The organism is Chryseobacterium sp. WX, from assembly GCF_029542485.1.
Lineage (GTDB): Bacteria > Bacteroidota > Bacteroidia > Flavobacteriales > Weeksellaceae > Chryseobacterium > Chryseobacterium cucumeris.
Genome location: NZ_CP120710.1, coordinates 2,797,263 through 2,821,636, shown reverse-complemented (window position 1 = coordinate 2,821,636; position 24,374 = coordinate 2,797,263). Strand labels below are relative to the sequence as shown.

At 35.9% G+C, this 24,374-nt stretch carries 25 protein-coding genes; 7 read left to right on the top strand and 18 right to left on the bottom strand.

Going from position 1 to position 24,374, the window contains the following annotated elements; genetic code table 11:
• Positions 1 to 8: 8 nt before the first annotated feature.
• The 5 genes from accC to pdxA form a co-directional block, all read right to left on the bottom strand.
• Positions 9 to 1,364, bottom strand: a complete 1,356-nt coding sequence (gene accC, locus PZ898_RS12715) for an acetyl-CoA carboxylase biotin carboxylase subunit (RefSeq protein ID WP_062675730.1) — start codon at positions 1,362 to 1,364, stop codon at positions 9 to 11.
• A 98-nt stretch (positions 1,365 to 1,462) separates the two neighbouring features.
• A complete protein-coding gene (gene accB, locus PZ898_RS12710; RefSeq protein WP_034692974.1) occupies positions 1,463 to 1,945 on the bottom strand; it encodes an acetyl-CoA carboxylase biotin carboxyl carrier protein in 483 nt (160 codons plus the stop codon).
• Between the two features lie 127 nt (positions 1,946 to 2,072).
• Complete coding sequence (gene rpmF, locus PZ898_RS12705) at positions 2,073 to 2,276, bottom strand: 50S ribosomal protein L32 (RefSeq protein ID WP_002976251.1); 204 nt, start codon at positions 2,274 to 2,276, stop codon at positions 2,073 to 2,075.
• Between the two features lie 67 nt (positions 2,277 to 2,343).
• Positions 2,344 to 2,874 (bottom strand): DUF177 domain-containing protein, encoded by a 531-nt coding sequence (locus PZ898_RS12700; RefSeq protein WP_062675731.1) that lies wholly within the window; start codon positions 2,872 to 2,874, stop codon positions 2,344 to 2,346.
• An 84-nt stretch (positions 2,875 to 2,958) separates the two neighbouring features.
• Positions 2,959 to 4,050 carry a 4-hydroxythreonine-4-phosphate dehydrogenase PdxA gene (pdxA, locus tag PZ898_RS12695; RefSeq protein WP_277693478.1) on the bottom strand — a complete coding sequence of 364 codons (1,092 nt, stop codon included), beginning with the start codon at positions 4,048 to 4,050 and terminating at the stop codon, positions 2,959 to 2,961.
• A gap of 48 nt (positions 4,051 to 4,098) precedes the next feature.
• On the opposite strand from pdxA, the gene PZ898_RS12690 reads away from it, so the two are divergent.
• The 3 genes from PZ898_RS12690 to PZ898_RS12680 are packed head-to-tail and all read left to right on the top strand — an operon-like array spanning position 4,099 to position 6,831.
• Positions 4,099 to 4,683: a riboflavin synthase gene (locus PZ898_RS12690; protein ID WP_002976256.1), complete on the top strand. Its 585-nt coding sequence runs from the start codon at positions 4,099 to 4,101 to the stop codon at positions 4,681 to 4,683.
• A 1-nt stretch (position 4,684) separates the two neighbouring features.
• Positions 4,685 to 6,139, top strand: coding sequence for a HAMP domain-containing sensor histidine kinase (locus PZ898_RS12685; protein WP_062675734.1), 1,455 nt, complete (start codon positions 4,685 to 4,687; stop codon positions 6,137 to 6,139).
• Positions 6,139 to 6,831 (top strand): methyltransferase, encoded by a 693-nt coding sequence (locus PZ898_RS12680; RefSeq protein ID WP_277693477.1) that lies wholly within the window; start codon positions 6,139 to 6,141, stop codon positions 6,829 to 6,831. Before PZ898_RS12685 ends, PZ898_RS12680 begins: the two co-directional genes overlap by 1 nt.
• 38 nt (positions 6,832 to 6,869) lie before the next feature.
• Here PZ898_RS12680 and PZ898_RS12675 read toward each other — a convergent pair whose 3' ends face one another.
• Together PZ898_RS12675 and rpmH are read right to left on the bottom strand one after the other, a co-directional pair.
• Positions 6,870 to 7,580, bottom strand: a complete 711-nt coding sequence (locus tag PZ898_RS12675) for an ATP-binding cassette domain-containing protein (RefSeq protein WP_062675736.1) — start codon at positions 7,578 to 7,580, stop codon at positions 6,870 to 6,872.
• A gap of 154 nt (positions 7,581 to 7,734) precedes the next feature.
• Entirely contained in the window at positions 7,735 to 7,893 is a 159-nt protein-coding gene (gene rpmH, locus PZ898_RS12670) for a 50S ribosomal protein L34 (RefSeq protein ID WP_002976260.1), read from the bottom strand.
• Positions 7,894 to 8,129: 236 nt separating this feature from the next.
• Here rpmH and PZ898_RS12665 point away from each other — a divergent pair, with 236 nt between their 5' ends.
• Positions 8,130 to 9,134 (top strand): bifunctional oligoribonuclease/PAP phosphatase NrnA, encoded by a 1,005-nt coding sequence (locus PZ898_RS12665; protein ID WP_062675916.1) that lies wholly within the window; start codon positions 8,130 to 8,132, stop codon positions 9,132 to 9,134.
• A gap of 33 nt (positions 9,135 to 9,167) precedes the next feature.
• On the opposite strand, the gene PZ898_RS12660 is transcribed toward PZ898_RS12665, so the two are convergent.
• The 8 genes from PZ898_RS12660 to tilS form a co-directional block, all read right to left on the bottom strand.
• On the bottom strand, positions 9,168 to 9,974 hold the full coding sequence (locus PZ898_RS12660) for a patatin-like phospholipase family protein (protein ID WP_120232707.1): 807 nt from the start codon (positions 9,972 to 9,974) through the stop codon (positions 9,168 to 9,170).
• A gap of 71 nt (positions 9,975 to 10,045) precedes the next feature.
• Positions 10,046 to 10,828, bottom strand: a complete 783-nt coding sequence (locus PZ898_RS12655) for an alpha/beta hydrolase (protein WP_120232924.1) — start codon at positions 10,826 to 10,828, stop codon at positions 10,046 to 10,048.
• Between the two features lie 110 nt (positions 10,829 to 10,938).
• On the bottom strand, positions 10,939 to 11,463 hold the full coding sequence (locus PZ898_RS12650; RefSeq protein WP_120232708.1) for a biopolymer transporter ExbD: 525 nt from the start codon (positions 11,461 to 11,463) through the stop codon (positions 10,939 to 10,941).
• Positions 11,464 to 11,646: 183 nt separating this feature from the next.
• Entirely contained in the window at positions 11,647 to 13,182 is a 1,536-nt protein-coding gene (locus PZ898_RS12645) for a T9SS type A sorting domain-containing protein (protein WP_123279049.1), read from the bottom strand.
• A 135-nt stretch (positions 13,183 to 13,317) separates the two neighbouring features.
• Positions 13,318 to 15,387 carry a thioredoxin family protein gene (locus tag PZ898_RS12640; RefSeq protein WP_062675739.1) on the bottom strand — a complete coding sequence of 690 codons (2,070 nt, stop codon included), beginning with the start codon at positions 15,385 to 15,387 and terminating at the stop codon, positions 13,318 to 13,320.
• 335 nt (positions 15,388 to 15,722) lie between these two features.
• Positions 15,723 to 16,682, bottom strand: a complete 960-nt coding sequence (locus tag PZ898_RS12635) for a redoxin domain-containing protein (RefSeq protein ID WP_277693476.1) — start codon at positions 16,680 to 16,682, stop codon at positions 15,723 to 15,725.
• A gap of 61 nt (positions 16,683 to 16,743) precedes the next feature.
• On the bottom strand, positions 16,744 to 17,322 hold the full coding sequence (locus PZ898_RS12630) for a sigma-70 family RNA polymerase sigma factor (RefSeq protein ID WP_062675741.1): 579 nt from the start codon (positions 17,320 to 17,322) through the stop codon (positions 16,744 to 16,746).
• Positions 17,295 to 18,647: a tRNA lysidine(34) synthetase TilS gene (gene tilS, locus PZ898_RS12625; RefSeq protein ID WP_277693475.1), complete on the bottom strand. Its 1,353-nt coding sequence runs from the start codon at positions 18,645 to 18,647 to the stop codon at positions 17,295 to 17,297. The genes PZ898_RS12630 and tilS overlap by 28 nt, the downstream gene beginning before the upstream one ends.
• A gap of 87 nt (positions 18,648 to 18,734) precedes the next feature.
• Between tilS and PZ898_RS12620 the strand changes: the two genes are divergently transcribed.
• Positions 18,735 to 19,568, top strand: a complete 834-nt coding sequence (locus tag PZ898_RS12620) for an OmpA family protein (RefSeq protein ID WP_047435593.1) — start codon at positions 18,735 to 18,737, stop codon at positions 19,566 to 19,568.
• Between the two features lie 52 nt (positions 19,569 to 19,620).
• Here the strand turns inward: PZ898_RS12620 and PZ898_RS12615 are convergent, their stop codons facing one another.
• From PZ898_RS12615 to PZ898_RS12605, 3 genes are read right to left on the bottom strand one after another with little or no spacing between them, the layout of a single operon-like run.
• Entirely contained in the window at positions 19,621 to 20,583 is a 963-nt protein-coding gene (locus tag PZ898_RS12615; RefSeq protein ID WP_120232925.1) for an HTTM domain-containing protein, read from the bottom strand.
• Positions 20,584 to 20,587: 4 nt separating this feature from the next.
• Positions 20,588 to 21,160 carry a hypothetical protein gene (locus PZ898_RS12610; protein WP_277693474.1) on the bottom strand — a complete coding sequence of 191 codons (573 nt, stop codon included), beginning with the start codon at positions 21,158 to 21,160 and terminating at the stop codon, positions 20,588 to 20,590.
• Positions 21,161 to 21,212: 52 nt separating this feature from the next.
• Entirely contained in the window at positions 21,213 to 21,806 is a 594-nt protein-coding gene (locus PZ898_RS12605) for a hypothetical protein (protein ID WP_062675744.1), read from the bottom strand.
• Positions 21,807 to 22,922: 1,116 nt separating this feature from the next.
• Here PZ898_RS12605 and PZ898_RS12600 point away from each other — a divergent pair.
• Both PZ898_RS12600 and PZ898_RS12595 read left to right on the top strand, forming a co-directional pair.
• Positions 22,923 to 23,570, top strand: coding sequence for an O-methyltransferase (locus tag PZ898_RS12600; protein ID WP_062675745.1), 648 nt, complete (start codon positions 22,923 to 22,925; stop codon positions 23,568 to 23,570).
• Between the two features lie 85 nt (positions 23,571 to 23,655).
• Positions 23,656 to 24,372 (top strand): C40 family peptidase, encoded by a 717-nt coding sequence (locus PZ898_RS12595; RefSeq protein ID WP_062675746.1) that lies wholly within the window; start codon positions 23,656 to 23,658, stop codon positions 24,370 to 24,372.
• The last annotated feature ends 2 nt before the right edge of the window (positions 24,373 to 24,374 follow it).

Genomic DNA, 24,374 nt, shown 5'->3' with positions numbered 1-24,374 from the left:
AATTCTTTTTAGTGATTATCGTATTTTCTATCCATTACAAAATCTTCCATGAATTTTGTAGTATAGTTTCCTGAAAGATAATCTTCATTATCCATCAGCTGTCTGTGGAAAGGAATAGTTGTTTTTACTCCTTCAATATAGAATTCTTCAAGAGCACGTCTCATTTTTGCAATAGCTTCTTCACGGGTCTGAGCCGTAGTGATAAGCTTGGCAATCATAGAGTCATAGTTAGAAGGGATTGTATATCCGGAATAAACGTGAGTGTCTACTCTGATTCCGTGTCCTCCAGGGATATTTAATCCTGTGATTTTTCCCGGAGACGGTCTGAAGTCTGCGTAAGGGTCTTCTGCGTTGATTCTACATTCGATTGAATGTAATTTAGGATAATAGTTAATTCCTGAAATAGGAGTTCCTGCAGCAAGAAGAATTTGTTCTCTGATCAGGTCATAATCAATTACCTGCTCAGTGATAGGGTGCTCTACCTGGATTCTTGTATTCATTTCCATGAAATAGAAATTTCTGTGTTTGTCTACAAGGAATTCGATAGTTCCTACACCTTCATATCCAATGAATTCAGCAGCTTTTACGGCAGCTTCTCCCATTTTCTCACGAAGTTCGTCTGTCATGAAAGGAGAAGGTGTTTCTTCAGTTAATTTCTGATTTCTTCTCTGTACAGAACAGTCTCTTTCAGAAAGGTGGCACGCTTTACCGAATTGGTCACCCGCAACCTGAATTTCGATGTGTCTAGGCTCTTCAATCAGTTTTTCCATATACATACCTCCGTTTCCAAAGGCAGCTACAGCTTCCTGAATAGCAGATTCCCAGTGATCTTTAAGGTCTTCAGCTTTCCAAACAGCTCTCATTCCTTTACCTCCACCACCAGCAGTAGCTTTGATCATGACAGGGTAACCTGTTTCTTCAGCTACTTTTACAGCGTGTTCGTAAGATTCGATCAATCCGTCAGAACCTGGTACACATGGTACACCTGCTGCTTTCATGGTAGCCTTAGCATTTGCTTTGTCTCCCATTTTTTCAATCTGTTCAGGAGAAGCACCAATAAATTTGATACCGTTCTTCTGGCAGATTCTTGAGAAATTAGCATTTTCAGATAAGAATCCGTAACCTGGGTGAATCGCATCAGCATTGGTAATTTCCGCAGCAGCAATAATGTTAGGGATTTTAAGATATGAGTCTTTACTCATTGCAGGGCCAATACATACTGCTTCATCAGCAAATCTTACGTGAAGACTGTCTTTATCAGCAGTAGAGTATACCGCAACGGTTTTGATCCCCATTTCTTTACAAGTACGTAAAATACGCATTGCAATTTCGCCTCGATTGGCTATTAATATTTTTTTGAACATCTTCTTCAATTTGAAAATTAGATAATTTGAAAATTAGATAATGTTATTTTAATGTAGAATTTAATCTAACATCTAATGTCTAACATCTAACTTCTAAATTAAGATGGATCTACTAAGAATAAAGGTTGGTCATACTCTACAGGAGTAGCGTCATCCACTAAAATTTTAACAATTTTTCCGCTGATTTCAGATTCAATCTGGTTGAATAGTTTCATTGCCTCAATAACACAAACTACTTTACCAACAGAAACTTCGTCACCTACATTTACGAATACATCTTTATCAGGAGATGGTTTTCTATAGAAAGTACCAATCATTGGAGATTTGATTGTTACATATTTGCTGTCATCAGATGCAGCTTCAGCTTTTTCAGCAACAGGAGCGGCCGGAGTTGCAACAGGTGCCGGAGCAGCTACCGCTTGTGGAGCAGTGTGGTATACTGCAGGTTGTGCATAAACAGCATCGCTTCCAGCTAATGGAGTTTTAATAGTGATTTCGAAATCTTTAGTTTTGTACTTCACTTCTGATACTTCAGCCTTAGATACAAACTTGATAAGATTTTGTATGTCTTTAATGTCCATAAATTTGATATTTGATTTGATGCCAAAGATACCAAAAAAACGTAAAAAACAACAAAAAACCGCCAAATTTTATCAAAATTGGGCGGTTTTTGTATTAAAATGAGGCTTTTTCAGCGAAAAGCGACTCTTAGTTTTCTTCAGTAGCAGCTACTTCTTTTTCCAATACTACTTTACCTCTGTAGTATAATTTTCCTTCATGCCAGTGAGCTCTGTGGTATAGGTGAAGCTCTCCTGTTGTTGCATCTTTAGCTAATTGAGGAACTACAGCTTTGTAGTGAGTTCTTCTCTTATCTCTTCTTGTAGACGACTGTCTTCTCTTTGGATGTGCCATTTTCTAATAACTTTTTTAATTGATGAGCGATGAGATTCATCATCTCATCATATTTAAATTATTCTATTTAATTATTGTCTTTTAATTTTCTTAAAGCATCCCATCTAGGGTCACTTTCATGTTCTTCTTCTTCAGTTACCTCAATATCTTTAGGACTGAACTGGTCAAGAATTTTAAGATCTTCATCACTTACATTCGGTGAAATCTTTTTCATCGGAATAGAAAGCATTACATTTTCGTAAATCAAATGTGCTACATTGAAAGCATGCTCTGCAGTAGGAATAGTAATAACATCTTCATTGCTGTCATCATATTCTTCCCCGAAATTCACCAGAATTTTGATTTCATTCTCAATAGGATAGTCGAAATTTTCATTTGTGATATCACAAACCAACTCAACCCATCCATTAATTTTAATCTCAAATTCTAAAAAAGTAGTGTGTTTATCAAGTGATACATTCACTTCTATTCTAGGATTTGTAAATTCCTGCTCAGTGTCAAATAATTGAAAGAACGTTTTATCTATCTCAAACTTGAACTCGTGTTTTCCGTTTTTAAGTCCGGAAAAGCTTACGTCATAGTTTCTTAACTTGTCCATAAAATGAGTGTGCAAAAATATGCATTTTTTTTATAATAACAAATAAAATCTGAAACAAATTAATTTAAAATTTGTTTTAAAGATTTATGCTTCAGTTTCCTCCGGTAGATCTTCATCTATTCCATTGTCTACAGCCATTTTTCTAGGCTGAAGGCGGTCATTCATCAGTTCACTGTATTCACTTCTGTTCTTGAAAACCTTGATCGCTGTGAAGATTGCTTCTGTAAAACTCTGCTCATCGGCCACGTTTTTTCCTGCAATATCGTAAGCAACTCCGTGATCGGGAGATGTTCTGATAAAAGGAAGTCCCGCAGTATAATTTACTCCTTCCTCATAGGCTAATGTTTTGAAAGGAGCCAGTCCCTGGTCATGATACATCGCCAAAACAGCATCGAAATTTTTGTATTTACTCGGCTGGAAAAAGCTGTCTGCCGGGAAAGGCCCGAATGCCAGTATTCCATTGTCAGAAAGTTCTTTAATAGCCGGGCTTATGATTTCAATTTCTTCGTTTCCGATTACACCTCCGTCTCCTGCGTGAGGATTTAATCCCAGCACTGCAATTTTAGGCTTTTGAATACAGAAATCTTCTATCAGCGTCTGGTTTAAAACTCGGATCTGTTTCTTTATTTTTTCCTTGGAAATATTTTCAGCTACCTGTGCAATAGGAATATGATGCGTGGAAACAGCTACTTTAAGATCTTCAGTAACAAGGAACATTAATCCTTTTTTATTGAATTTCTCTTCAAAATACCCTGTATGTCCCGCATGTTTGAATCCCATTTTTACCATTTCATCTTTGTTGATCGGAGCAGTTACCAATACGTCAATATCTCCTTTCGTCAAAGCTTCAGTAGCTGCTTCTAAAGAATCAATCGCCATTTTCGTAGAATCTTCAGTAGGAACTCCCAATTCGACATTCACGTTTTCTTTGGTAAGGTTAACCATATTAAGTTTCCCAGCCTGTGCCTGTGAAGGTTCGTTAACGTAGTTGAAATTAAGATTCAGCTTAAAAATATTTTTCTGATAAGTGAATAATTTTCCCGAACCAAAAATTACAGGAGTGAAAAAATCTGTAATAGTTTTGTCTTTCAGAGACTTCATAATGATCTCCGGGCCGATGCCATTGAAATCACCGATTGAAATTCCTACTCGTACTTTATGGTTTTTTGGGCTCATTTTGATTATCTTTGAAGATTATAATTTACAAATTTAGCAAAAAATAATATGTTCACAGGAATTATTGAAGCAGTTGGTGTTATTGAGAAGATTGAAGAAAAAGGAAGCAATATAGATTTTACCCTGACTTGCCCTTTTACAAATGAACTGAAAATTGATCAGAGCCTTGCTCACAACGGCTGTTGTCTTACAGTTGTTGAAATAAAAGACAATCATTATGTGGTGACGGCAATCAATGAAACATTGGAAAAAACCAACCTTGGAAAATGGGAATTGGGAACCGTTGTCAACCTTGAACGCTGTATGAAAATGGATGGAAGACTGGATGGTCACATTGTTCAGGGGCATGTTGATAAAACCGGTGAAGTGGTGAGTATCGAAAATAAAGACGGAAGCTATTTTATTACCATGAAGTATGATAATGACGGAAGTTTTGTAACGGTACCTCAGGGATCAATTACCGTAAACGGAATCAGTCTTACTGTTGCTAAAAGCGAAGATGCTCAGTTTTCCGTAGCCATTATTCCTTACACCTGGGAATTCACAAATATGAAACATTTGAAAATTGGTGACAAAGTAAACCTGGAATTTGATATCATTGGTAAGTATATTGCTAGGTTAATTAAAAAGTAGAATGTCAATAAATAAGTATAAAGGATATAGCTTAAGAAACCGGGTGTTTTTCGGTTTCTTGCTGGTATGTTTTTTAAGTGTTGTTGCTACATCACTTGTTCCTTACTTTGTATTGAGAAATCATTCTTTACAGCAGAGTAATATCGATATGCAGGATAAAACCAATGCTGTCATGCGATATCTGGACTATGCGGTAAGCCAGAAACTTATTGAAACAAAAGATCTTCCGGAAGTTTTAGGGAATAAAATCTTTGAAATAGCGGATATCAACCAGCATGACATTTTTATTTATGATCTGAAAGGAAACTATTTGCTTTCCAACAAAGATGAAGGATTGGTGGAGCAGAAAACAATTCCTATAGAAATCATCAATAAGATTCTGTCTACCGATGCAAGGGTAGATATGGTGAATTATGATGCAGCTAAGGATGCAAAATTGACTTCTTCCTACCTTTTGCTGAAAAATAATGAACTTGAACCTATCGGAATTGTTTATATCCCTTTATATCATAATGAATCTGCTTATCTGGAGGTTCTGCACCAGTACGTAAAGTATATTCTTTTAGTCGATATATTTCTTATCCTTTTTAGTATATGGATTAGCTGGGTTACGTCTAATAGTCTTGCCAAAACCATTACGAAATTCTCTGATATGATTACCCGTATTACTTTGTTTGAAAATGAAATGCGCCCTATCAGATATTATAAGAATGATGAGCTTAATGCTTTGGCAAGAGCTTATAACAGAATGATTCTACAGATTCAGGACCAGAAAGAAAGACTTAGATTTAAAGCATCCGAAGAAGCGTGGAGAGAAATGGCCAAGCAGGTGGCTCATGAGGTGAAAAATCCGCTGACGCCAATGAAGCTGACCATTCAGAATTTTGAAAGAAAATTTGATCCTGAAGACCCGAATATCAGAGAAAGGGTAAAGCAAATGAGTAAAACTATTGTTGATCAGATTGACCTGATTGCTACAGTAGCCTCAGCATTCTCAGAATTTGCCAAACTTCCTGAAAAAAATAATGAAGTGATCAATCTGAATACGGAAGTTGAAGATATTCTACGTGTATTCAATGATGACAGTATTTTCATGCATGCCAATAAGACGAATATAATGATCAATATGGACAGAATTTATCTTTCCAGAATCATTACAAACCTTGTTACCAATGCAAAACAGGCAGAGAGTGATCAGAGAAAACTCATTATCAATGTAGATGTGGAGCAGCATCAAAGAAGGGTGATTATCTCTGTTCAGGATAACGGAGTCGGGATTCCTGAAAATATGTACGAAAGAATTTTTGAACCGAATTTTACATCTAAAAGCAGTGGGATGGGGCTTGGCTTATCCATGGTGAGAAAAATGATAGAGGATTATAAAGGTGAGATCTCCGTGAAATCAGAAGTAGGGAAGGGGTCTACATTCATTATTACACTGCCTACCAATTTATAGTGAAGCCTTTTACATTTAAACAATTTCAAATTCAGCAGTCTAAAGACGTCTTCCGTGTAGGAACAGACGGTGTTCTGCTTGGTGCTTTGGCAGATGTTGAAAATGCTTCCAGTGTTTTGGAAGTAGGAACAGGCACAGGACTAATTTCTCTTATGCTGGCACAAAGAAATCTGCAGGCGGAATTTTTAGGGTTGGATATTAATGATGATGCTGCCAAGCTTACCCAGCTCAATTTTGAAAATTCTCCTTTTCATGCCCGGTTGAAAAACAGTCATCAGGACTTTAAAACTTTTGAAACGGAAGATCGTTTTGATCTTATTGTGTCCAATCCTCCGTATTTTGAAGAATCAGGATCTGAAAAAGATAAGGTTGCACGTCAGACCGTAGAATTGAACTTCATGCAGTTGATCAGTAAGGCGGCAGAATTATTGTCAGAAAAAGGGATGTTTTCTGTAATCATACCTGTGGAAGCAGGGGAAGTTTTTATTTCAATCGGTAAGGAAAATAAACTGCATCTGAACAGAAAAGTGAATATTAGAGGAATTGAAAATGCAAAGGCAAAAAGATTGATTCTGGAGTTTTCATCACAAGTAAAAGAAGTTAATGAGTCTGATTTTATTATAGAAAAAAGTCCGAGACAATACTCGGACCAATATCTTGAACTCACCAAAGAGTTTCATGTTTTTAAATAGAGAAGTTAGTTATTTCTGACCTTCTTATTTTTTTATTCTTATTCGAATAATTCTGAAGTATCCAATACAGAAACTTTTCCGTCTTCACATCTGATGGCTTCACCAGGGAAGTTCTGAATCATGTGGTAATCATGTGTTGCCATTACTACAGCAGCTCCATTTTCAAGGGCAACCTGCTTTAATAGCGTCATAATTTCGTTGGAAGTCTCAGGGTCAAGGTTTCCTGTTGGCTCATCGGCTAAAATAAGATCCGGATGGTTAAGAAGAGCTCTCGCAATGGCAATACGCTGCTGTTCTCCTCCGGAAAGTTCGTGAGGCATTTTGTGCTTCTTGCTTTTCATGTTCACACTTCCTAAAACCTCATTGATACGGTCTTCCATTTTTACTTTGTCATTCCATCCTGTCGCTTCAAGAACGAACTTAAGGTTTTTCTCAACTGTTCTGTCTGAAAGTAACTGGAAATCCTGGAATACGATACCTAGTTTTCTTCTTAAGTTAGGGATGTCAGAGGGCTTTAGTTTTGCCAGATCAAATCCTACAACAGCTCCGTGTCCTGATGCTAATGGAATATGTCCGTAAAGCGTTTTCAGTAGGGAACTTTTTCCGGAACCTGTTTTTCCGATAAGGTAGCAGAATCTACCTTTCTTTATATTAAGATTTACATCAGAAAGTACAGTAAAGTTTTTTTGCGCAATCTTTGCATTTTGTAAACTTATAATATTGTCTCCGGCGATATTTGTATGTGGCATAATTTAATTTTAAAGGCTGTTTTCTAACAAAAAAATTTCAATCTTTAAAAATAGAAAAAAGAAGTCTATTTGACTCTAATTTTAGTAAATTTTAACAACAAAAAATGCCTGAAAAGGAACTTCTCAAGCATGTTTTGTATATGATAATTAGAAATTATCTCTTAGCGCGTGCAGCACTTACAGTTAATCTCTTTCTGCCTTTAGCTCTTCTCGCAGCCAAAACTCTTCTTCCATTTGGCGTAGACATTCTTTCTCTGAAACCGTGTTTGTTTCTTCTCTTTCTTTCTGATGGCTGGAATGTTCTTTTACTCATTACTATATGTTTAAATCGTAATTAATCTATTAATTTTCAGGTTGCAAAGATATATAAATTTTTATAAGTTACAAACTTTAATTATCTTTTTTTAAAATTAAATGTAATGTTTTTTGGTCGGGTGTTAACAAACCCTCATCACAAAACCATTTTTCCGGTACAAAAATAATATTTAAATGATTTATATAAAAGCTCTATCTTTGAAAACTTTAATTTTAACGAAAAATAAACACCGGATGTTTACACCAGCAGAACTTTTAGATATTAATACATTACTTACCCAGGATAGCAGAATAGTGATCCTTACCCATTATAACCCGGATGGAGATGCTATTGGTTCAAGCTTGGGATTAAAACATTATCTGAAAGCAAAAGGAATTCATGCAGAGGTTATCGTACCTAATGATTTTCCGAAATTTCTGAAATGGATGCCGGAATCTAAAAAAGTTATTATTGCAGAATATAAAAGAAAACTGGCTGCTGATATGATTGCGGGAGCAGATGTTATTTTCTGTCTGGATTTTAATTCTCCGTCAAGAATCGGATTATTGGGAGACTGGTTGGTAAAAGCTCCGGGGAAGAAAATTCTTATTGATCATCACCAGCAGCCGGAACAATTTGATTTTGTGTATTCTGATACAGTAATTCCTGCCACTTCACAAATGATTTATCATTTCATTGAAGCAATGGAGGATGAAAAGCTGGTGAATCAGGATATGGCAGAATGTCTTTATACCGGAATCATGACGGATACAGGAGGTTTCCGTTTTCGTTCTACCAGTGCTACTACCCACAGAATTATCGCTAATCTTATCGAACATGGTGCAGATCCTGCCATGATCACTTCCAATACATGGGATACCAATACGGTTTCCCGTCTGCATTTGCTTGCTTTAGTTCTTGGAAGAATAGAAGTAGTGAATGACGGAACAGTGGCTGTGTTAAGCCTTACCAGAAATGAACTGAAAGAATTTGGTTTTCAGAAAGGAGATACGGAAGGTTTTGTGAATTATGGTTTGAGTATTGCCGGAGTGAAAATGTCAGCATTCTTTATGGAAGATCTGTACGAAGACTTCGTTAAAATTTCTTTCAGAAGTAAAGATGATGTGGATGTGAACCAATTCTCAAGAAAATATTTCAATGGTGGCGGGCATATTAATGCAGCCGGAGGGAAATCTTTAGATTCTTTAGCGGGAACGATCGTCAACTTCAAAGAAAAAGTAAAAGAGGAAGGTTTATAGAGGCAAAAACCTGTAAATTTTTCTGATTAACTTCTAGATACTTTTACGAAACCCCTTTTCTTCAAGCTCCTGGCAGGTATAATCATACACTTGCTGAAACATTTCATCCATATATCTTTTGTTGAAAAGACTATATTTCGTCATTTTGGGCGGATCAAGAAAAATATTGCAGTATTTTGCTTTAGAATAGACCGACTTTGCGATCGCTAAGTGAAGGATTCTGTCGAATTCTTTCATCAGGCTCATCTTGCTTAACTCATCATAGCTGATGGAATTGACATGAGAGGCAATCAGAAAATTACATTTATCCATGATAGGCTCAATGGGAAGGTTATCCAGAACACCGCCGTCTACATAAATTTTCTCACCAATTCTTACCGGTGGAAGAATAAAAGGAACGCTTGAGGAAGCCAGTAATGGTCCAAAAAGCTCTCCTTCAGAAAAGAAGTCTACGATGCCATGCGTCATTTCCGTGGCAGCTACATACACCGGAATTTTTAAAATACCGAAATTGTCTTCAGGGAAATAATCTTTGAACAGTTTTAAAATAAAATTGGAACTGAAGATTCCGTTTTTGGATAATTTTAAAGATGACCTGGAAAAAAAAGAAGTTTGCTTGACAATTTCCATCATCTCTTCCGGCGTTTTTCCAAAAGAATAAAAAGCACCAATGATGGATCCTGCGCTGGTTCCTGAAATAATGTGTGGTTTCAGATTGTATTCTTCCAAAGCTTTCAGTACGGCGATATGAGCAATCCCACGCATTCCTCCGCCTGAAAGTGTAAGTCCGATAACCGGTGGTGCCGGTGGTTTCTTTTTTTTGAATGAAAATAAAGCCATTACCCAAATTATCCTCTACTAATATACAGGATTTTTTGTTATGCACAGCTTAATTTGTCAGGTAACCTGTTTTATAAAATCAGTTTTTTAGGAAGATTGTGAAGAAGTTCTGTATTGATGATTTCTGCGCAGATTCCTGGCTTTTCCCAATGACCGTTGTGTCCGCAGTCCAGGATATAAGATTTGATATTCGTTCTGTCCGGAAGATGTTTGATCATCATATCCGTTTTTACCGCATTATCATGTTTACCCGCCAGTACTAAGATTTTAGCTTCCAGGTTTTCCAGCACATGCTTTTTGTCGGTTCTTTCTACCATACCCTTTACGCAGGAAAGAGCACCTAAATTATTGGTGGAAAGGGCTGTTTCAAGTGCAGTTTCTATTTTACCTTCCAGAATGTCTCTTTCATTCGGATTGAATAAATTAGGTACCCCGGCTCTTGCATAATGGGCAAAAGCATCCTTGATGATTCTGTAGCTTTTGATTCGCTGCTGTTTTTTCTCTTCATCATCCGGAAAATACGTAGAGAAAAATAATGTAAGACTTTTTAAAGAATCAGGATACTTTTCTGCAAAAGCGAGAGATGTATATCCTCCCATAGAATGTCCCAGAAGATGTATTTTTTCTAAATGCTGATCATCCAATACTTTTTTTACTTCTTCAGCCATCAGTTCCATGGTGTGAACTTCAGCCAGAATTTCAGACTGTCCATGGCCGGGAAGGTCAATTTTGAGCAGTGAAAAATCTTTGGAAAGGTGATGTTCCATATCACTCCAGATGGATAGATTTTCCATAAATCCGTGAAGAAGTACCAACGTTTCTTTTCCGTTTCCTTTTCTTTCAAAGTTCAGCATGATTCCAAAATTTAGAAGGTTAAAAATAATACAGCAGCTTACATACTGTGGATCTGTTTCTCCTTTCAAATTTAGTCAAAAAAAGAGCATTTAAAAAATGCCCTTGTCTTTTATTGAGTTAATTCCTTATAAACCTTTGTTTCCCAAGGTTTGATGTCTGTTACGCCATATCGTTCCTTTTTAGAAATAGCAAGGTTGTCCAGCATGTCTACAAAATTTTTGTAGTTGGCTTCATCTGTTGGTTTTACAATCACTGTGAATTTGTTGGGTGCAGGAGCATTTTTATACGCTTCAGCAATGATCTTTGAAATTTTTATTCCACTGAAATCTGTTTCTTTTAGGTTTCCTGTATTCAAATCTTTCTGATTGCTCTGATGATAAAATACCCGGTTGTCTTTTCCAAGGATAAAGGTAATCTGGTTTTGATCTCCAATTACCGGTTTATCAATAGAACTGGGATTTGGATCTTTTGCAGGGAGTCCCAGGTCCATTACATTAGGTTTTGTAAAATTAGTGGTGAACATAAAGAAAGTGATAAGTAAGAATCCCAGATCGACCATAGGCGTCATGTCCACTCGGATCATTTTTTTCTTTTGCTTTCCGCCTTGTTTTTCTTGTGCAATTACTTCTGCCATGATTAAAGTTTTTAAATGTTAGACTATATTTTTTTTTGAAGAATTCATACAAAACATATGCCTTGATTGTTAAAAACTTTATAGATTCATGAATCTATTGATTATTGTCGTATAAATTTTACCTATTTCTGTTTTTTAATACTTTTCTTGAAGGAAAAGGGTAATTATGATATTTTTAAGAGGTTACCGGATGATTGTTATTTTCTTTGTAAGAATAATTTCTTCTCTGTTTTTTACCTGTACCATATAAAGTCCTTCCATGAATGCAGATGTGCTGATTTTAATTTTTTCTTCATTATATTTTTGAGAGAAAAGTTTTCGTCCGGACATATCAGTAATGCTAATAGTACTTTCCCGGGGCAGATGATCTAAATAGAAAAATTCTTTTGCAGGGTTAGGGTAGAGGTTGGGTTTATGCCTCTGTTGATTTTCCGGAATGCCAAGCTGTTCAGGACTTAATTTAACTATCCAGGCATCGATCATACCATGATGTCCGGTAACGTCTCCACTTGTAGATCCTGTACTTCCTGAAACAATATATCCGTTATCAGCGGTCAGTTCAAGAGCAGTTAAGTAATCGAAATCGGGACCTCCCAAGGTTTTCTCCCACTTCAGATTTCCGCTGCTGTCCAGTTTTATGATCCAGTAATCCAGATTACCGTGGTGATTGGTTACCTGTCCGTTGTTGGAAGCTGTCCAGCCCGCAACAATATAATCCCATTCGGGAGTCTGGCGAATAGTTATGGCGTTGTCATGAAAACTTCCTCCAAAATATTTATCCCACTCGATGGTTCCGTTATTGCTTAGTTTTATAACCCAATAATCGGGAAGTCCGCTCTCAAGATTTGAAGAATTAAAAGAAGTGCCCACGGCAATATAACCGCCATCAAAAGTCTGTTGCGCATAATATCCTATGTTATCACCAATATTGCCCAACGTTTTTTGCCATTGCATATTTCCGCCGGAATCGAGTTTTACTACCCAAAAGTCATTGTTCCCGTAGCTTACAGTAATATCGCCATCTGTAGACACGGTGGTTCCTGCAATAATATACCCGCCATCAAAAGTTTGCTGCACAGAATTGACCTGTTCACTGCTGCTTCCACCCAGCGATTTCTGCCATTGTATATTTCCGTTAATATCTAATTTTACGATCCAATAGTCTCCTCCTCCATGATTTCCGCTCACATCTCCGTCATTGGAACTTGAAGATCCGGCTACAATATATCCTCCTTCAGAAGTCTGCTGAATAGATTGTGCCATATCCATACTGCTTCCACCCAGCGATTTCTGCCATTGCATATTCCCGTTGGAATCAAGTTTTACAATCCAGTAATCATAATTTCCATGATTTCCGCTGATATCTCCGTCACCGGAATTGGATGATCCGGCAATAATATATCCTCCATCGGTAGTTTGACGGATGGATTGTGCATCATCAACATTACTTCCTCCTAACGTTTTTTGCCATTGTATGCCTCCTGCAGGGTTTAATTTTACGATCCAGTAATCTCCTCCTCCGTGATTTCCGGTGACATCTCCATCATTGGACATAGAATTTCCGGCTACAATGTATCCTCCGTCGGAGGTTTGCTGAACGGCATTCGCAGATTCACCATGGGTGCCTCCCAATGCTTTTTGCCATTCTATGGAAGGGGCAGACTGGGCAGCTAATGCGGAATAGATAAGAAATAAAAAAGTAGATGTTAAATATCTCATATGTATTTGAATTGGTGATAGTTATTCAAATATAATTAATTTTAGACTACGTTTTGTGTTTTATTGTTTATTTAATTCATGAAATAAAAAAACTCACACGATAAAGTGTGAGTTTTTGAATGATATGTTAATAAATTATTTATTCTTTTTATAGAAATTTACCCCGCATTCAAGGAATTTTTTGAAATCCTCTTTAGGCATATATCCTGAAACAGGCGTGTTGATGACTTTTCCGTCCGGAGTGATTAAAACATAGTGAGGTTGAGAGTTATTATTGAAGTTCACCTGCTGGAATAAACTCCATCTGTCTCCAATTGTTTTTACCTTCTTGATCTGTCCGTCTCCCAGGTCAATTTTGGTTTTCTGATCCTCAGGAAGCTCTTCCTTATCATCGACATAGAGAGAAGCCAGTACTACATCATTCTGAAGAATCGGTAAAATGTCTGGTTCGCTCCATACAAACTCCTCCATTTTTCTACAGTTTTCACATCCATATCCTGTGAAGTCGATCAATATAGGCTTGTCTTCTTTTTTAGCCAGTTCTATTGCTTTGAAGAAGTCGTGTTCAGGATGCATTCCTAAAATTCCGTCTTTTTCATCATGGAAATAGCTTACATTGAGTGGAGGTAAAATTCCACTTAATAACTGAAGTTTCGGACGGTCAGATGGGATTAACCCTTGAACCAGATAGATCACGAAACCAATTCCCAATACCCCTAATATTTTTCTGGTGATAGAGATTTTAGGCTTTTTATCATCATGAGGGAATCTGATCAATCCTAATAAATAGATTGCTAATCCTAAGGCGATAATAATCCAGATCGCAATGAAAAGTTCTCTTTTTAAGAAGAATGTTTTGGATACAAGATCTGCTTTAGACAAGAATTTCAATGCTAATGCCAGTTCTACGAATCCTAAAACAACTTTTACCGTATTCATCCATCCTCCGGATTTCGGTAGACTTTGTAATGCCTGCGGGAATAATGCCAGCAATCCGAAAATAATAGCCCATGCCAGCCCGAATCCTGCCAACGCAAAAGTCAACAGCATCGGAACATTGGATGAACCTGTTACCGCACTTCCCAGTAAACTTCCTAAAATAGGTCCCGTACATGAGAAAGAAACGATCACCAGAGTCAATGCCATGAAGAAAATACCAATAATTCCTCCTGCCTCTTCCGCTTTGGAAGATTTGTTGGCAATAGAACTTGGCAGCGTGATATCATAATACCCGAAGAAACTTCCGGCAAAGAAGATGAATATGATAAAGAAAGCAATATTCAACCATACACTTGTAGAAATCTCGTTGAAGATATTTCCTGCGATTCCATCAATAATATGGAAAGGAATACTCAGTAAAACGAAGATAAGAAGAATGAAAAAACCATAAATAAGAGCATCTCTTTTTCCTTTTGCTTTGTCTTTACTTCCTTTCGTAAAAAATGAAACGGTAAGTGGAATCATCGGGAAAACGCATGGCGTAAGCAAAGCAATTAATCCTCCGATAAATCCAAGGAATAGATACGTCCAGTAATTTTCATCCACTTTGGTAGAGGCAGTACCGCAATCCGTCAGTGGTTTTTTGAAATCAATACTTTCAATTTTCAACTGCTTTGGATCTAGTTTTGAAGTTTCTGTGATCGTAGCTTCAGTTTTTGCAGGATTTTCAGTAACCGTCTCAGTTATTTTTACAGAGTCTTTTGCAGGACCTGCAGTTTCCTCGGTCGTAGCCTCTTCCGTTGCCCCTTTTGGTGTAACTTTTTGGTTGAATTCTAATGTGTTGGGAGCCAGGCAAACTCTGTCGTCACAGGTCTGATACGTAATCTCAGAAGTGACATCTGCGGGTTTTGTTGGATCTTTTAATTTAAATTTTTGCTTAAATCCAGCAGAATTGGAGTAGAAAACAATTGTTCCTCCAAACGCTTCAGAAAACTCTTCATGTTTTTTACCAACTTCGGTAAATTTCCCGATCAACTCAATATTCTTTCCTGTCACTTTATACTCCGTCGGAATTCCGGTATCTTCCGGTAGATCTTTAGAGTAAATATGCCAGCCGTTTTCCATGGTAGCATTCAATACTGCTTCGTATTGATTGTTCCCCAGATCGTTGATGGTGAATTTAAACTTTACAGGATTTTTTATCTGCGCATTAATTCCTGTCGCTAAAAATAGTAGAATTAATAAAAACCAATTTCTAAATTTCATTGTTCATTTCATTAAAGTTTTGAGACTCCATTTCGTTTTCTCATTCTTTGCAAATCTTCTGACTTACCTGGAAGGAAGGCTGTCAAATACAGCATTATTCCTAATGAGTCTGTGTCCAGATTTTTTGCCTCGCTAAAATAGATAATTTTTCGTCCCTAAAAAATTTAGAAACTTTCTTTTTTTAAGCGTGATCCCTAAAATATTTTGTCTTCTGCCCTAATCGCAATAGAAGTGTTACTTATTTTATCATTCAAAATGATTATAGATTTTTTCAATTTTGCCAACTTGGTATTATGATGAGATTCTTTTGCCATGACAAAAACTCTCCGAGAAAATCAATTCAGATTTTTTAAAATATCTTCTACAGATGCTCTGTTTTTATAGTCCGGATCAAAATGTCTCCATGTAATTTCTTTCCCTTCATTAAGGATGAAGGTTGCCGATACAGGAAGCCTTCCGGAATGATCTGATCTGCTGTTGGCAAAATCCTCCTTTAATTTTGAGTTGTAGAAATTAAGGGTTTCACTGTCTGGAGTATAGAGAACATCGAATGCTTCTGCAATTTTATATCCTTCGTCATATAAAACCGTATACTCTGTCTTTGTTTTGCTGATCGTCTTTTCTATAAATTCCGGTTTTTCGGGAGAAATAATAACAAGTCTTGCGTTTTTTGATTTCAGCTCAGGGGTCAGATTTTGTAATGTTTCAATGTATTTGTTACAATACGGACACCATTGCCCCCGGATAAAAACAATTACCAGTTTTTTGTTTTCCTTTGATAATGAAAATGTATTACCCAAATGATCTTTCGCATTGAAATTATCAATTTTATCACCTATCATTTTTCCTTTTACCTGATCTAACGTTTTGCCGGATTGAGACATCTTTTTTTTCAGGACAGATGCTCCAACTTCCAGAAACTGTTCAGGATTATAGTATCCGAAATCATATTGAACCAGTTTCCCTTTTGGATCTAGGAATAAAAAGGAAGGATAGTTTACCACTTTAAATTCTTTGGCAAGGCTTAGACCTTCTTTTTCTGCATCAATGGCAAGGTTTACAAAATTTTTGTTGAACATCTCTCCGATTCTCGGATCAGTAAAGGTGTTTTTTGCCATCAGCTTACAAGGTCCGCACCAGGTGGTGAACAGATCAATGAAGATCAGTTTATTCTCTTTTGATGCGATTTTTTTCGCGGTTTCTAAATCAATTTTTTGAAAATTGATACCTGCGCTTTGTGCGTTAAATGAAATTCCTACTAATATAAGAAGACTCAATACGATTTTTTTGAACATATATTTCTTTTCTTATTATGTTCCCTGATCCATAAAAAAATCACCCTTAAATAAAAATATTTTATATAACTATCTGTTTTTCAGTCGTAAAAATATTTTTATTTTTAATTTTTTTGATCTGCTCTACACATTTGTATTTTTGATTCTGAGCATTATGTTTGCTGGAATACTGGTATTTATCCTGAATTTCTTCAATACTTTTGTTTTCAATAAAAATGTCATGGATGAGATTCTGACAATGGGAAGAAATCGATTTGATATAACCAACCAGTTTTTCCCAGTAATACCTTTCATTTTCAATGGCAGTACTTATTTCCTCCTGATGTTCCATAAAATAGTTTTCAGGAGACTCAACATAAAAGTTTCTGTTTTTTAGTTTTTTAAACCACAGGTTTTTTACAATTCCGATAATATAATTTCCCAGACAGGTTTGGACTTTGAAGTCGTCAGCATTGAGTTTTTCGTAAAGAATGAGTAATGCATCCTGGAAAATATCTTCTGCATCTTCCAGATTACCTTTATTGTTCAGAATAAATTTCTGAGTATAACCAAAATACTGTTGGTATAAAATTCCAAAAGCTATATTGCTGTCTTTCTTAAAATCATCAACAGCTAACGAATTAGTTGTTTTTCTGTCCACGTTACAGTTATCTTTTTTTGAGTAGTTCTGTCTGCCTGATACCTGCGATCCTGTCTGAGAGGGATGACACCCAAAATATGGTTTTTGGAGTCACACAATAACCAGATCTTTTCCTTGATCAAAGCAGATAATTTTTCGTCCCTAAAAAATTTAGAAACTTTCTTTTTCCCTGAAAACCCTGTCGGAAAAAATTCATCTCCATCCTGTTGTTTTCTCAATAGGAGGGGAAACTGAAGCTTTTCAGCATCGAAATCCCATTCAAATTCTTTTTGGATTTCTTCATTGTTTTCAATATCATCTACGAGATTGATTCTGATCAGGTTTTGAGAAAAATCAAAGTTTTTGATCAGTACTATTTCTTCCGGAGTTCCCTTTTCTTCATTTTTATCAATGAAAATAAGTTCATCACGGTTGACAATCAACTGATATTCTTTTGAAAAGAAAGAACTGTTGTTTTCAGCTTTAAAAATTTTGGGGATTTCTTCCTCCTGATTGAATCCGAATTTTTTTAAGATTTCAAATTTTACGAAATCACTTTCCTGATCCAGCTTTTCCTTTGATAAGATTTTATAGTTTTGGTTAAATACTGTAAGCTGATTTTCTATCTCCTGAATCTGTTTCTGAACAAAATCTTTAGTCTGATTCAGATATAAAGAACTTTTTCTGAAATTTTCCAGAAAATGATCGTTGGTTTCCATCAGCACCGGAACAATCTCATTCCTGATCTTATTCCTCAGATAATCACTTTTTTTATTAGAAAGATCTTCCCGAAATTCAATAGTATTCTGTTCAGCAAATTGGTAAATTTCTTTTTTTGAAACATTTAAAAGGGGACGAAGGATGTTATTATCATTTGCTGGAATTCCACTCAATCCATTAATACCGGCAGCTTTGGACAGATTAATAATGAACGTTTCCAGCTGATCGTTAAGATGATGGGCGGTAACGAGAAATTCCAGTTTTTCTTTTTCCTGAATTTCTTTAAAAAAGGTGTATCGAAGCTCTCTTGCCCATAGCTGAATAGAGTTTTCGGGTTTCTGATCTTTTTCTGAAACTTCATACAAATGAAATTTTATATGATTTTTCTCACAAAAATCCTGCACTGTTTTCTGATCCAGATCCGAATCATTACCACGAAGTTTATAATTGATATGAGCTACCTGAAACCGGAACCTGGAATCCTGAATTTTCTGCCCTAAATCCCTGAACAAAGAGGCGAGAACCATAGAATCTGCTCCTCCGCTTACCGCCAGAAGATAGGTGTGGTTTTCCGGTTCGTGAACGAGATTTTTTAATTGATTGGTGAAGGCTGATTGATCCAACATAGATGTTGAGAATTTCTTTTATGCAAAGATAACCGATATAATTCAATTGAATTTTCCTAACTTTGAGTAGTCTAAAAATGATTATTTATGAAGATTTTAAAAATTTTAGCAGTTTCTGCAATGGCGCTGGGGATGACATCTTGTGTCAGCAAAAAGCAGTATGATGCTTTGAGCACAAACTATAAGCAGTGTATTGAAAATATCGGAGAAAGACAAAGAGAAATTCAGGATTTGAAATCTCAGAATTCTGCATTGGCGGGTGAAAACAACTTGTTGAAAAGCCAGCACGATGCATTAAAATCATCACTTGATGCGTGTCTGTCCAATACTGGAAAAAGTTCTGCTAACATTGACAAACTGGTAGGCGAAATCAATGCGTCCAATTCTTATATCAAGCAATTGATCTCCAGTAATGCTAAAAATGACAGTTTGAACCTGGCATTGTCTAATAAACTGAAGAGATCTTTGGATAATGTATCTGATGAAGATGTACAGGTAAAAGTATTGAAAGGAGTAGTAATGATCTCCCTTTCTGATAAAATGCTATACAAAACAGGAGATTACAACATCCTGCCTGCCGCTCAGGAAGTGTTGGGTAAAGTAGCAAAAGTAATCAACGATTACGATAAATACTCTGTATTGATCGAAGGTAACACGGATAACGCTCCGTTGAACTCTCCAAATCTTCCAAGAGACAACTGGGATCTTTCTGCATTAAGAGGTACTTCAGTTGCTAAAGTTCTTCAGACTCAGTTTGGGGTAGATCCGGCAAGAATTACTGCTGGTGGACGTTCTGAATACAACCCGAAAGCGACTAACATGAGCGTTTCAGGAAGATCAGAAAACAGAAGAACGGAAATCATCATTATGCCTAAACTTGATGAGTTTATGAAACTGATGGATATCGCTCCTAAGAAATAATGATTAAACCTTATATCATCATAAATCCCGAAGCAATTCGGGATTTATTTTTTTATGAACCAACCTGTTTGGGAATATACTCTGCCGATATTTTTTTCTTTGAAGAAGTGACTGTCTTTTTATCAGACTGTTCAAAATAAAAATTGGTGATATTCCAGACGATCATAATCGCTGAAAAATAATATAAATTCAAAACCAGTGCAATTCCTATATGCATGGAGATGGTAAAGAAAAGCCATGTTTTCTGTGTGGGTTTATACCAGATAAAAAAAGGATAACATATCTCAATAATAATGGTACTCCATCCAATCAAACTTATCAGATAAGAGTGTTCTATCAGCCAGCTGAAATCAATATTCAGGTCTCTGTTGGAGTAGGGGAGATGAATAGCTTTCCAGATAGATTCACCGTTCCACCAGTTGAACCCTAAAGCTTTATCCAGTCCGGAAAAGAAATAAGCAATAGAAATATGAATCTGAAATAATCTTTTAACTGGAGTAATATTACTATGCCCAGGTTTTCTGCCGAAAATAAAATTTCTCAGTGAAAAGTGTTGGTCAGCAGGAAAAAGAATCAGATAAAATAAAGACATGCTTGTGAAAAAATCTGCACCATAGGCAAAAAAAGAACTTCCCTTAAGTAATGCTATCTGTAAAATAAGCAACAATAATGCAGAGATTCTTGAATAAAATCCGGTGATGATCAAAATACACAGTGTAATAAACGATACCTTGGTTATTGCCATTGTTGCACTTTCTTCAATCCCGAGAGTTTGTAAAAAGCTTACTATTTTTGAGAAGGTTATCAACCAGTCTGGAGTAAAAACACTCATAATGTCCTGAGGAATAATACTGTTGCTTGAAAATAATTTTTCAAAATCCGGCAACACTGCAGCAAATTGTAAAAGAATTACAATTCCTATGGCAATCCTAAAGAAGCTTAAGAATTCCGTTTGATTATCTTGTCTGAAAAAGAAATTTTCAATTTTGGTATAGAATGCATTCAGATTTTTCATCACTTTAGTATTTGAATTCATCAATAAGAATAAGATTTTCACTCGTTTTTCCTTTTTTGAAATCTGCAATAGCAGGGTAGTTGTACAGATAAAGCTTTGTCGTTACACTGGATGCTAACGGATTTTCTTTCATTACGTGGGCTGCGATCTGTCTGATAATGATATCCAGGTACTGATAATATTTTTTGTCGTATTTATTTTTGTCGGAAATTTTATCAAGAAACATGTTAAAAACAGTTGTATATCTTACTCTGCTCTCTTTGTTCTTAAAATAAGGCAGGTTTTTCTGTTCAAGGATATTACCATTTTGATTTTTTAATTCAAAGCTCATGACAAAGTCACTGGCAACATTGGGTGCGTAGAAACCATATCCTGTATCAAAACCAGTGTAAGAAGTAAATATATTGACGGGTTTTGATTGGGCAATGTCTTCGGAAATAGTATATAACAGCGGTTTTTTATAGTCTTTATTTTCATAATAAAAACCATAATATCCATCAAATGTTCCTTTCAGGCCAATGGTGAAAACCAGAAGCAGGATCATAAAAATTCCGGATAACTGAAGCTTTCTTTTCATGACAAAAGATTTAAGAAAAGGCTGTCTTCGGACTAAAAACAGCCTTTTGAGGTTATTTGTAATTCATCAATACGCTGTTCAGCTTTACATTGATTCTTGGATCAATGGCTGTATTAACTTTGTAAGATTTTATAATCACATTGGTAAGATTTCTTCTACCCATCGTTGGTGGACAAATTGTGTATTCTTCTGCTCCTTTAACGGTTAATCTACTTAGAGAGGCGATGTCTTTCTGGCTTAGCAAAGCTGCATTGGTTGCAACCTGGTTGTTTTGAATAGCATAATAATCTTTTCCCAATTCTTTAGCTCCATATTTTTTCAGGATACCGTCCACTTTTTCTCTTAGATCTCCATACTTTTTCCAGTCGATATTAGCTTTCATTAAGCATCCGCGGATTACATACTGTCTGTTGATTTTATAAATAATGAAATTGGTACCCAAACTGTTCTGATGAAGTTTCTGAAGACTTAATAAACTTTTCATGTCTTCGTCAGAAATTTTTTTCACATCTTTCAGGATGTAATTATGGTCTACAATGTAATTGCCTTTTTCTTTATAAAAAGACATTTCCTGAGGTTTTAGCTGGGAAAATATCATCACAAGTCCCACTATCGCTCCGATTAATAATAAAGTCTTTGTTTTCATGTGGTTGTTTTTAAAATATCCCTACTCTTTTTTAGGATTTTCGGGTGCCTCCATTATTTGAATGTTTCATGGTTGGAAAACTTATATCAAAGGTAGAGGCATATGAGCGGTCAAATACAGGTGTTTTTCCTATATTTTATGAGGATTTTGACTTGTGAACTGATATATGAATCGGGATTTTGAATAATATTGGCTATTCATGGATATTTCAAGCTGATATATTGTGGCTTACAATATGACTTTTGAGAATGAATTGTAGAAATGAACTTAATGAAGTTCTGTTGAATGATGTAGAGAAAAATGATGATGAAGGAAATGGATGAGGTTTTAATCTGAAATAACCTGAGAGGGAATATGTGAGTATAAAGCAAAAATAAATCCCGTAGGTGGCCGGGATTTATTTTTTAATCAAATTAATTCTTCCTTTTTCAGGAGCGAAATAATTCGTTGCAAAAATGAAGTGGATATTTCTTTCTTACTTTTTGCTGCAGAAGCATCAGTTCTACTTTTCAGTACAACTTTTTTGTGATTCTCATGGTTAGTTTGTGTCTCTCCTGCAATCATCTTGTTTTTTCTTAGTGTTTTTACCCCTTATTCTTATTGCAAACTTATAACTAATACCACAAAAATAACATCCGTGTTTTCACGGTATTTTATATAGGGATTTCACTGAAGTTTATATTTTTATTTATTAAACGTGTAGTTTTTGTGTATATAATTAGTTGATTAATAAAAGAATATGTATATTTAAATCTCCATTAAAGGAAATATTAAAGAGGTATCCGAAAATCTAAAGAGTAGGAAGGTTAATACTAAACTAAAATCATTATGAAAAATTTAAAAAAACTTTCAAGAGGAGAAATGAAAACTGTGCAAGGTGCTATTAACGGGTGTAATCCACAGATATTTTGTACGAGTCTACAAACAAAGTGTTGCCCGGGATGGGTTTGTGCTGGGATAAGACAATATTGTATAGCCATATAATAATTTTTACGTAGAATGTAGATGGCTAAGAAAAAGAGAGGAATTAATTTCTCTCTTTTTTGTATTTTATAATGAACAAAAGAAGGTTTGGGAAAGCTTTAAAATCATTAAATTTGTTTAAATTAAAATGGTATGAGTTTTTTTGAAGAAAAGAATCCTGAAATGGACAGATATTTGGAGGCACACGCTTCTTCGGAATCCGAAATTCTGAAAAAGCTGAGGAGAGAGACATATCAGAAAACCACACAGCCTCATATGATTTCCGGATATCAGCAGGGAAGATTGCTGACGATTATTTCCCAGATGATGCAGCCGAAAAGTATTCTTGAAATAGGAACATTCACAGGATACGCTACCTTATGTCTGGCAGCAGGACTGGCGAAGAACGGGAAAATTACAACATTGGATGTGAATGAAGATCTTGCCTATCTTCCTAAAAAATATTTTGAATCCAGCGAATATGCCAGCCAGATTGATTTTAAACTCCAGGATGCCAAGGAATATTTAAAAGAAACAGATGAATTTTTTGATCTGATTTTTGTAGATGCCGATAAAGAAAACTATGCTGAATATTTCAGACTGATTAAACCGCATACAAAATCCGGAACAGTGATCCTTTTTGATAATGTCTTGTGGTATGGAAAAGTATTGGAAGAAAATCCGAAGCTGAAATCTACCCAATCTATCCAGGAATTAAATGATTTGGCGGCAAAAGACGAAGATTTTGAAAATCTTATTTTACCTTTGCGAGATGGAGTCAACTTTCTTCGCAGAAAGTAACTGAAATATTCAAGGATTAAACATTTAAAGAGATACCTATCGTATTTTTAATCTTTAAATTATTCAATCTTTAAATTGAAAATTAATGAATAAAGGAGTTTGTATTGTTACAGTAGCGCCGGTTCGTGCAGAAAATTCTGACAGAGCTGAAATTGTTACGGAAATATTGTTTGGAGAAAGTGCAGATATTTTGGAAGTAGATAAAAACTGGACCAAAATAAAAATGCATTATGATGGCTATGAAGGATGGATGGATACCAAGCAGCTGAAGCCTATAACAGACGAAGAGCTGGCCAAAAGAAAAGTGACTGTCGTTACCGAAGATTTTTCTTCCGTATTAATGAATGATGGTAAAACGTTACTTTCTATGGGTTCCGAAGTGGAGTTTCCGGTGGTAGCTTCAAGAAGAAGCCATGATGTGCGTGAAAGTATCGCTCTGACAGCAAAAGAGTTCCTGAATGTACCTTATCTTTGGGGAGGTAAAAGCTTCTTCGCAGTAGACTGCTCCGGATTTACCCAATTGGTTTACAAAATTCATAATATAAAAATACCCAGAGATGCATCACAACAGGCTGAGGTAGGGGAGCCGCTTACTTTCGTTGAAGAAACACAGCCTGGAGATCTTGCATTCTTTGAAAATGCAGAAGGGAAAATTATTCATGTTGGAATTATGCTGGAAAATCAAAAGATCATCCATGCTTCCGGAAAGGTAAGAATAGACACACTGGATTCCACAGGGATTTTCAACAAAGAAATGAATAAGCATACTCATAAACTGAGAGTACTGAAAAGTGTAATCTAATC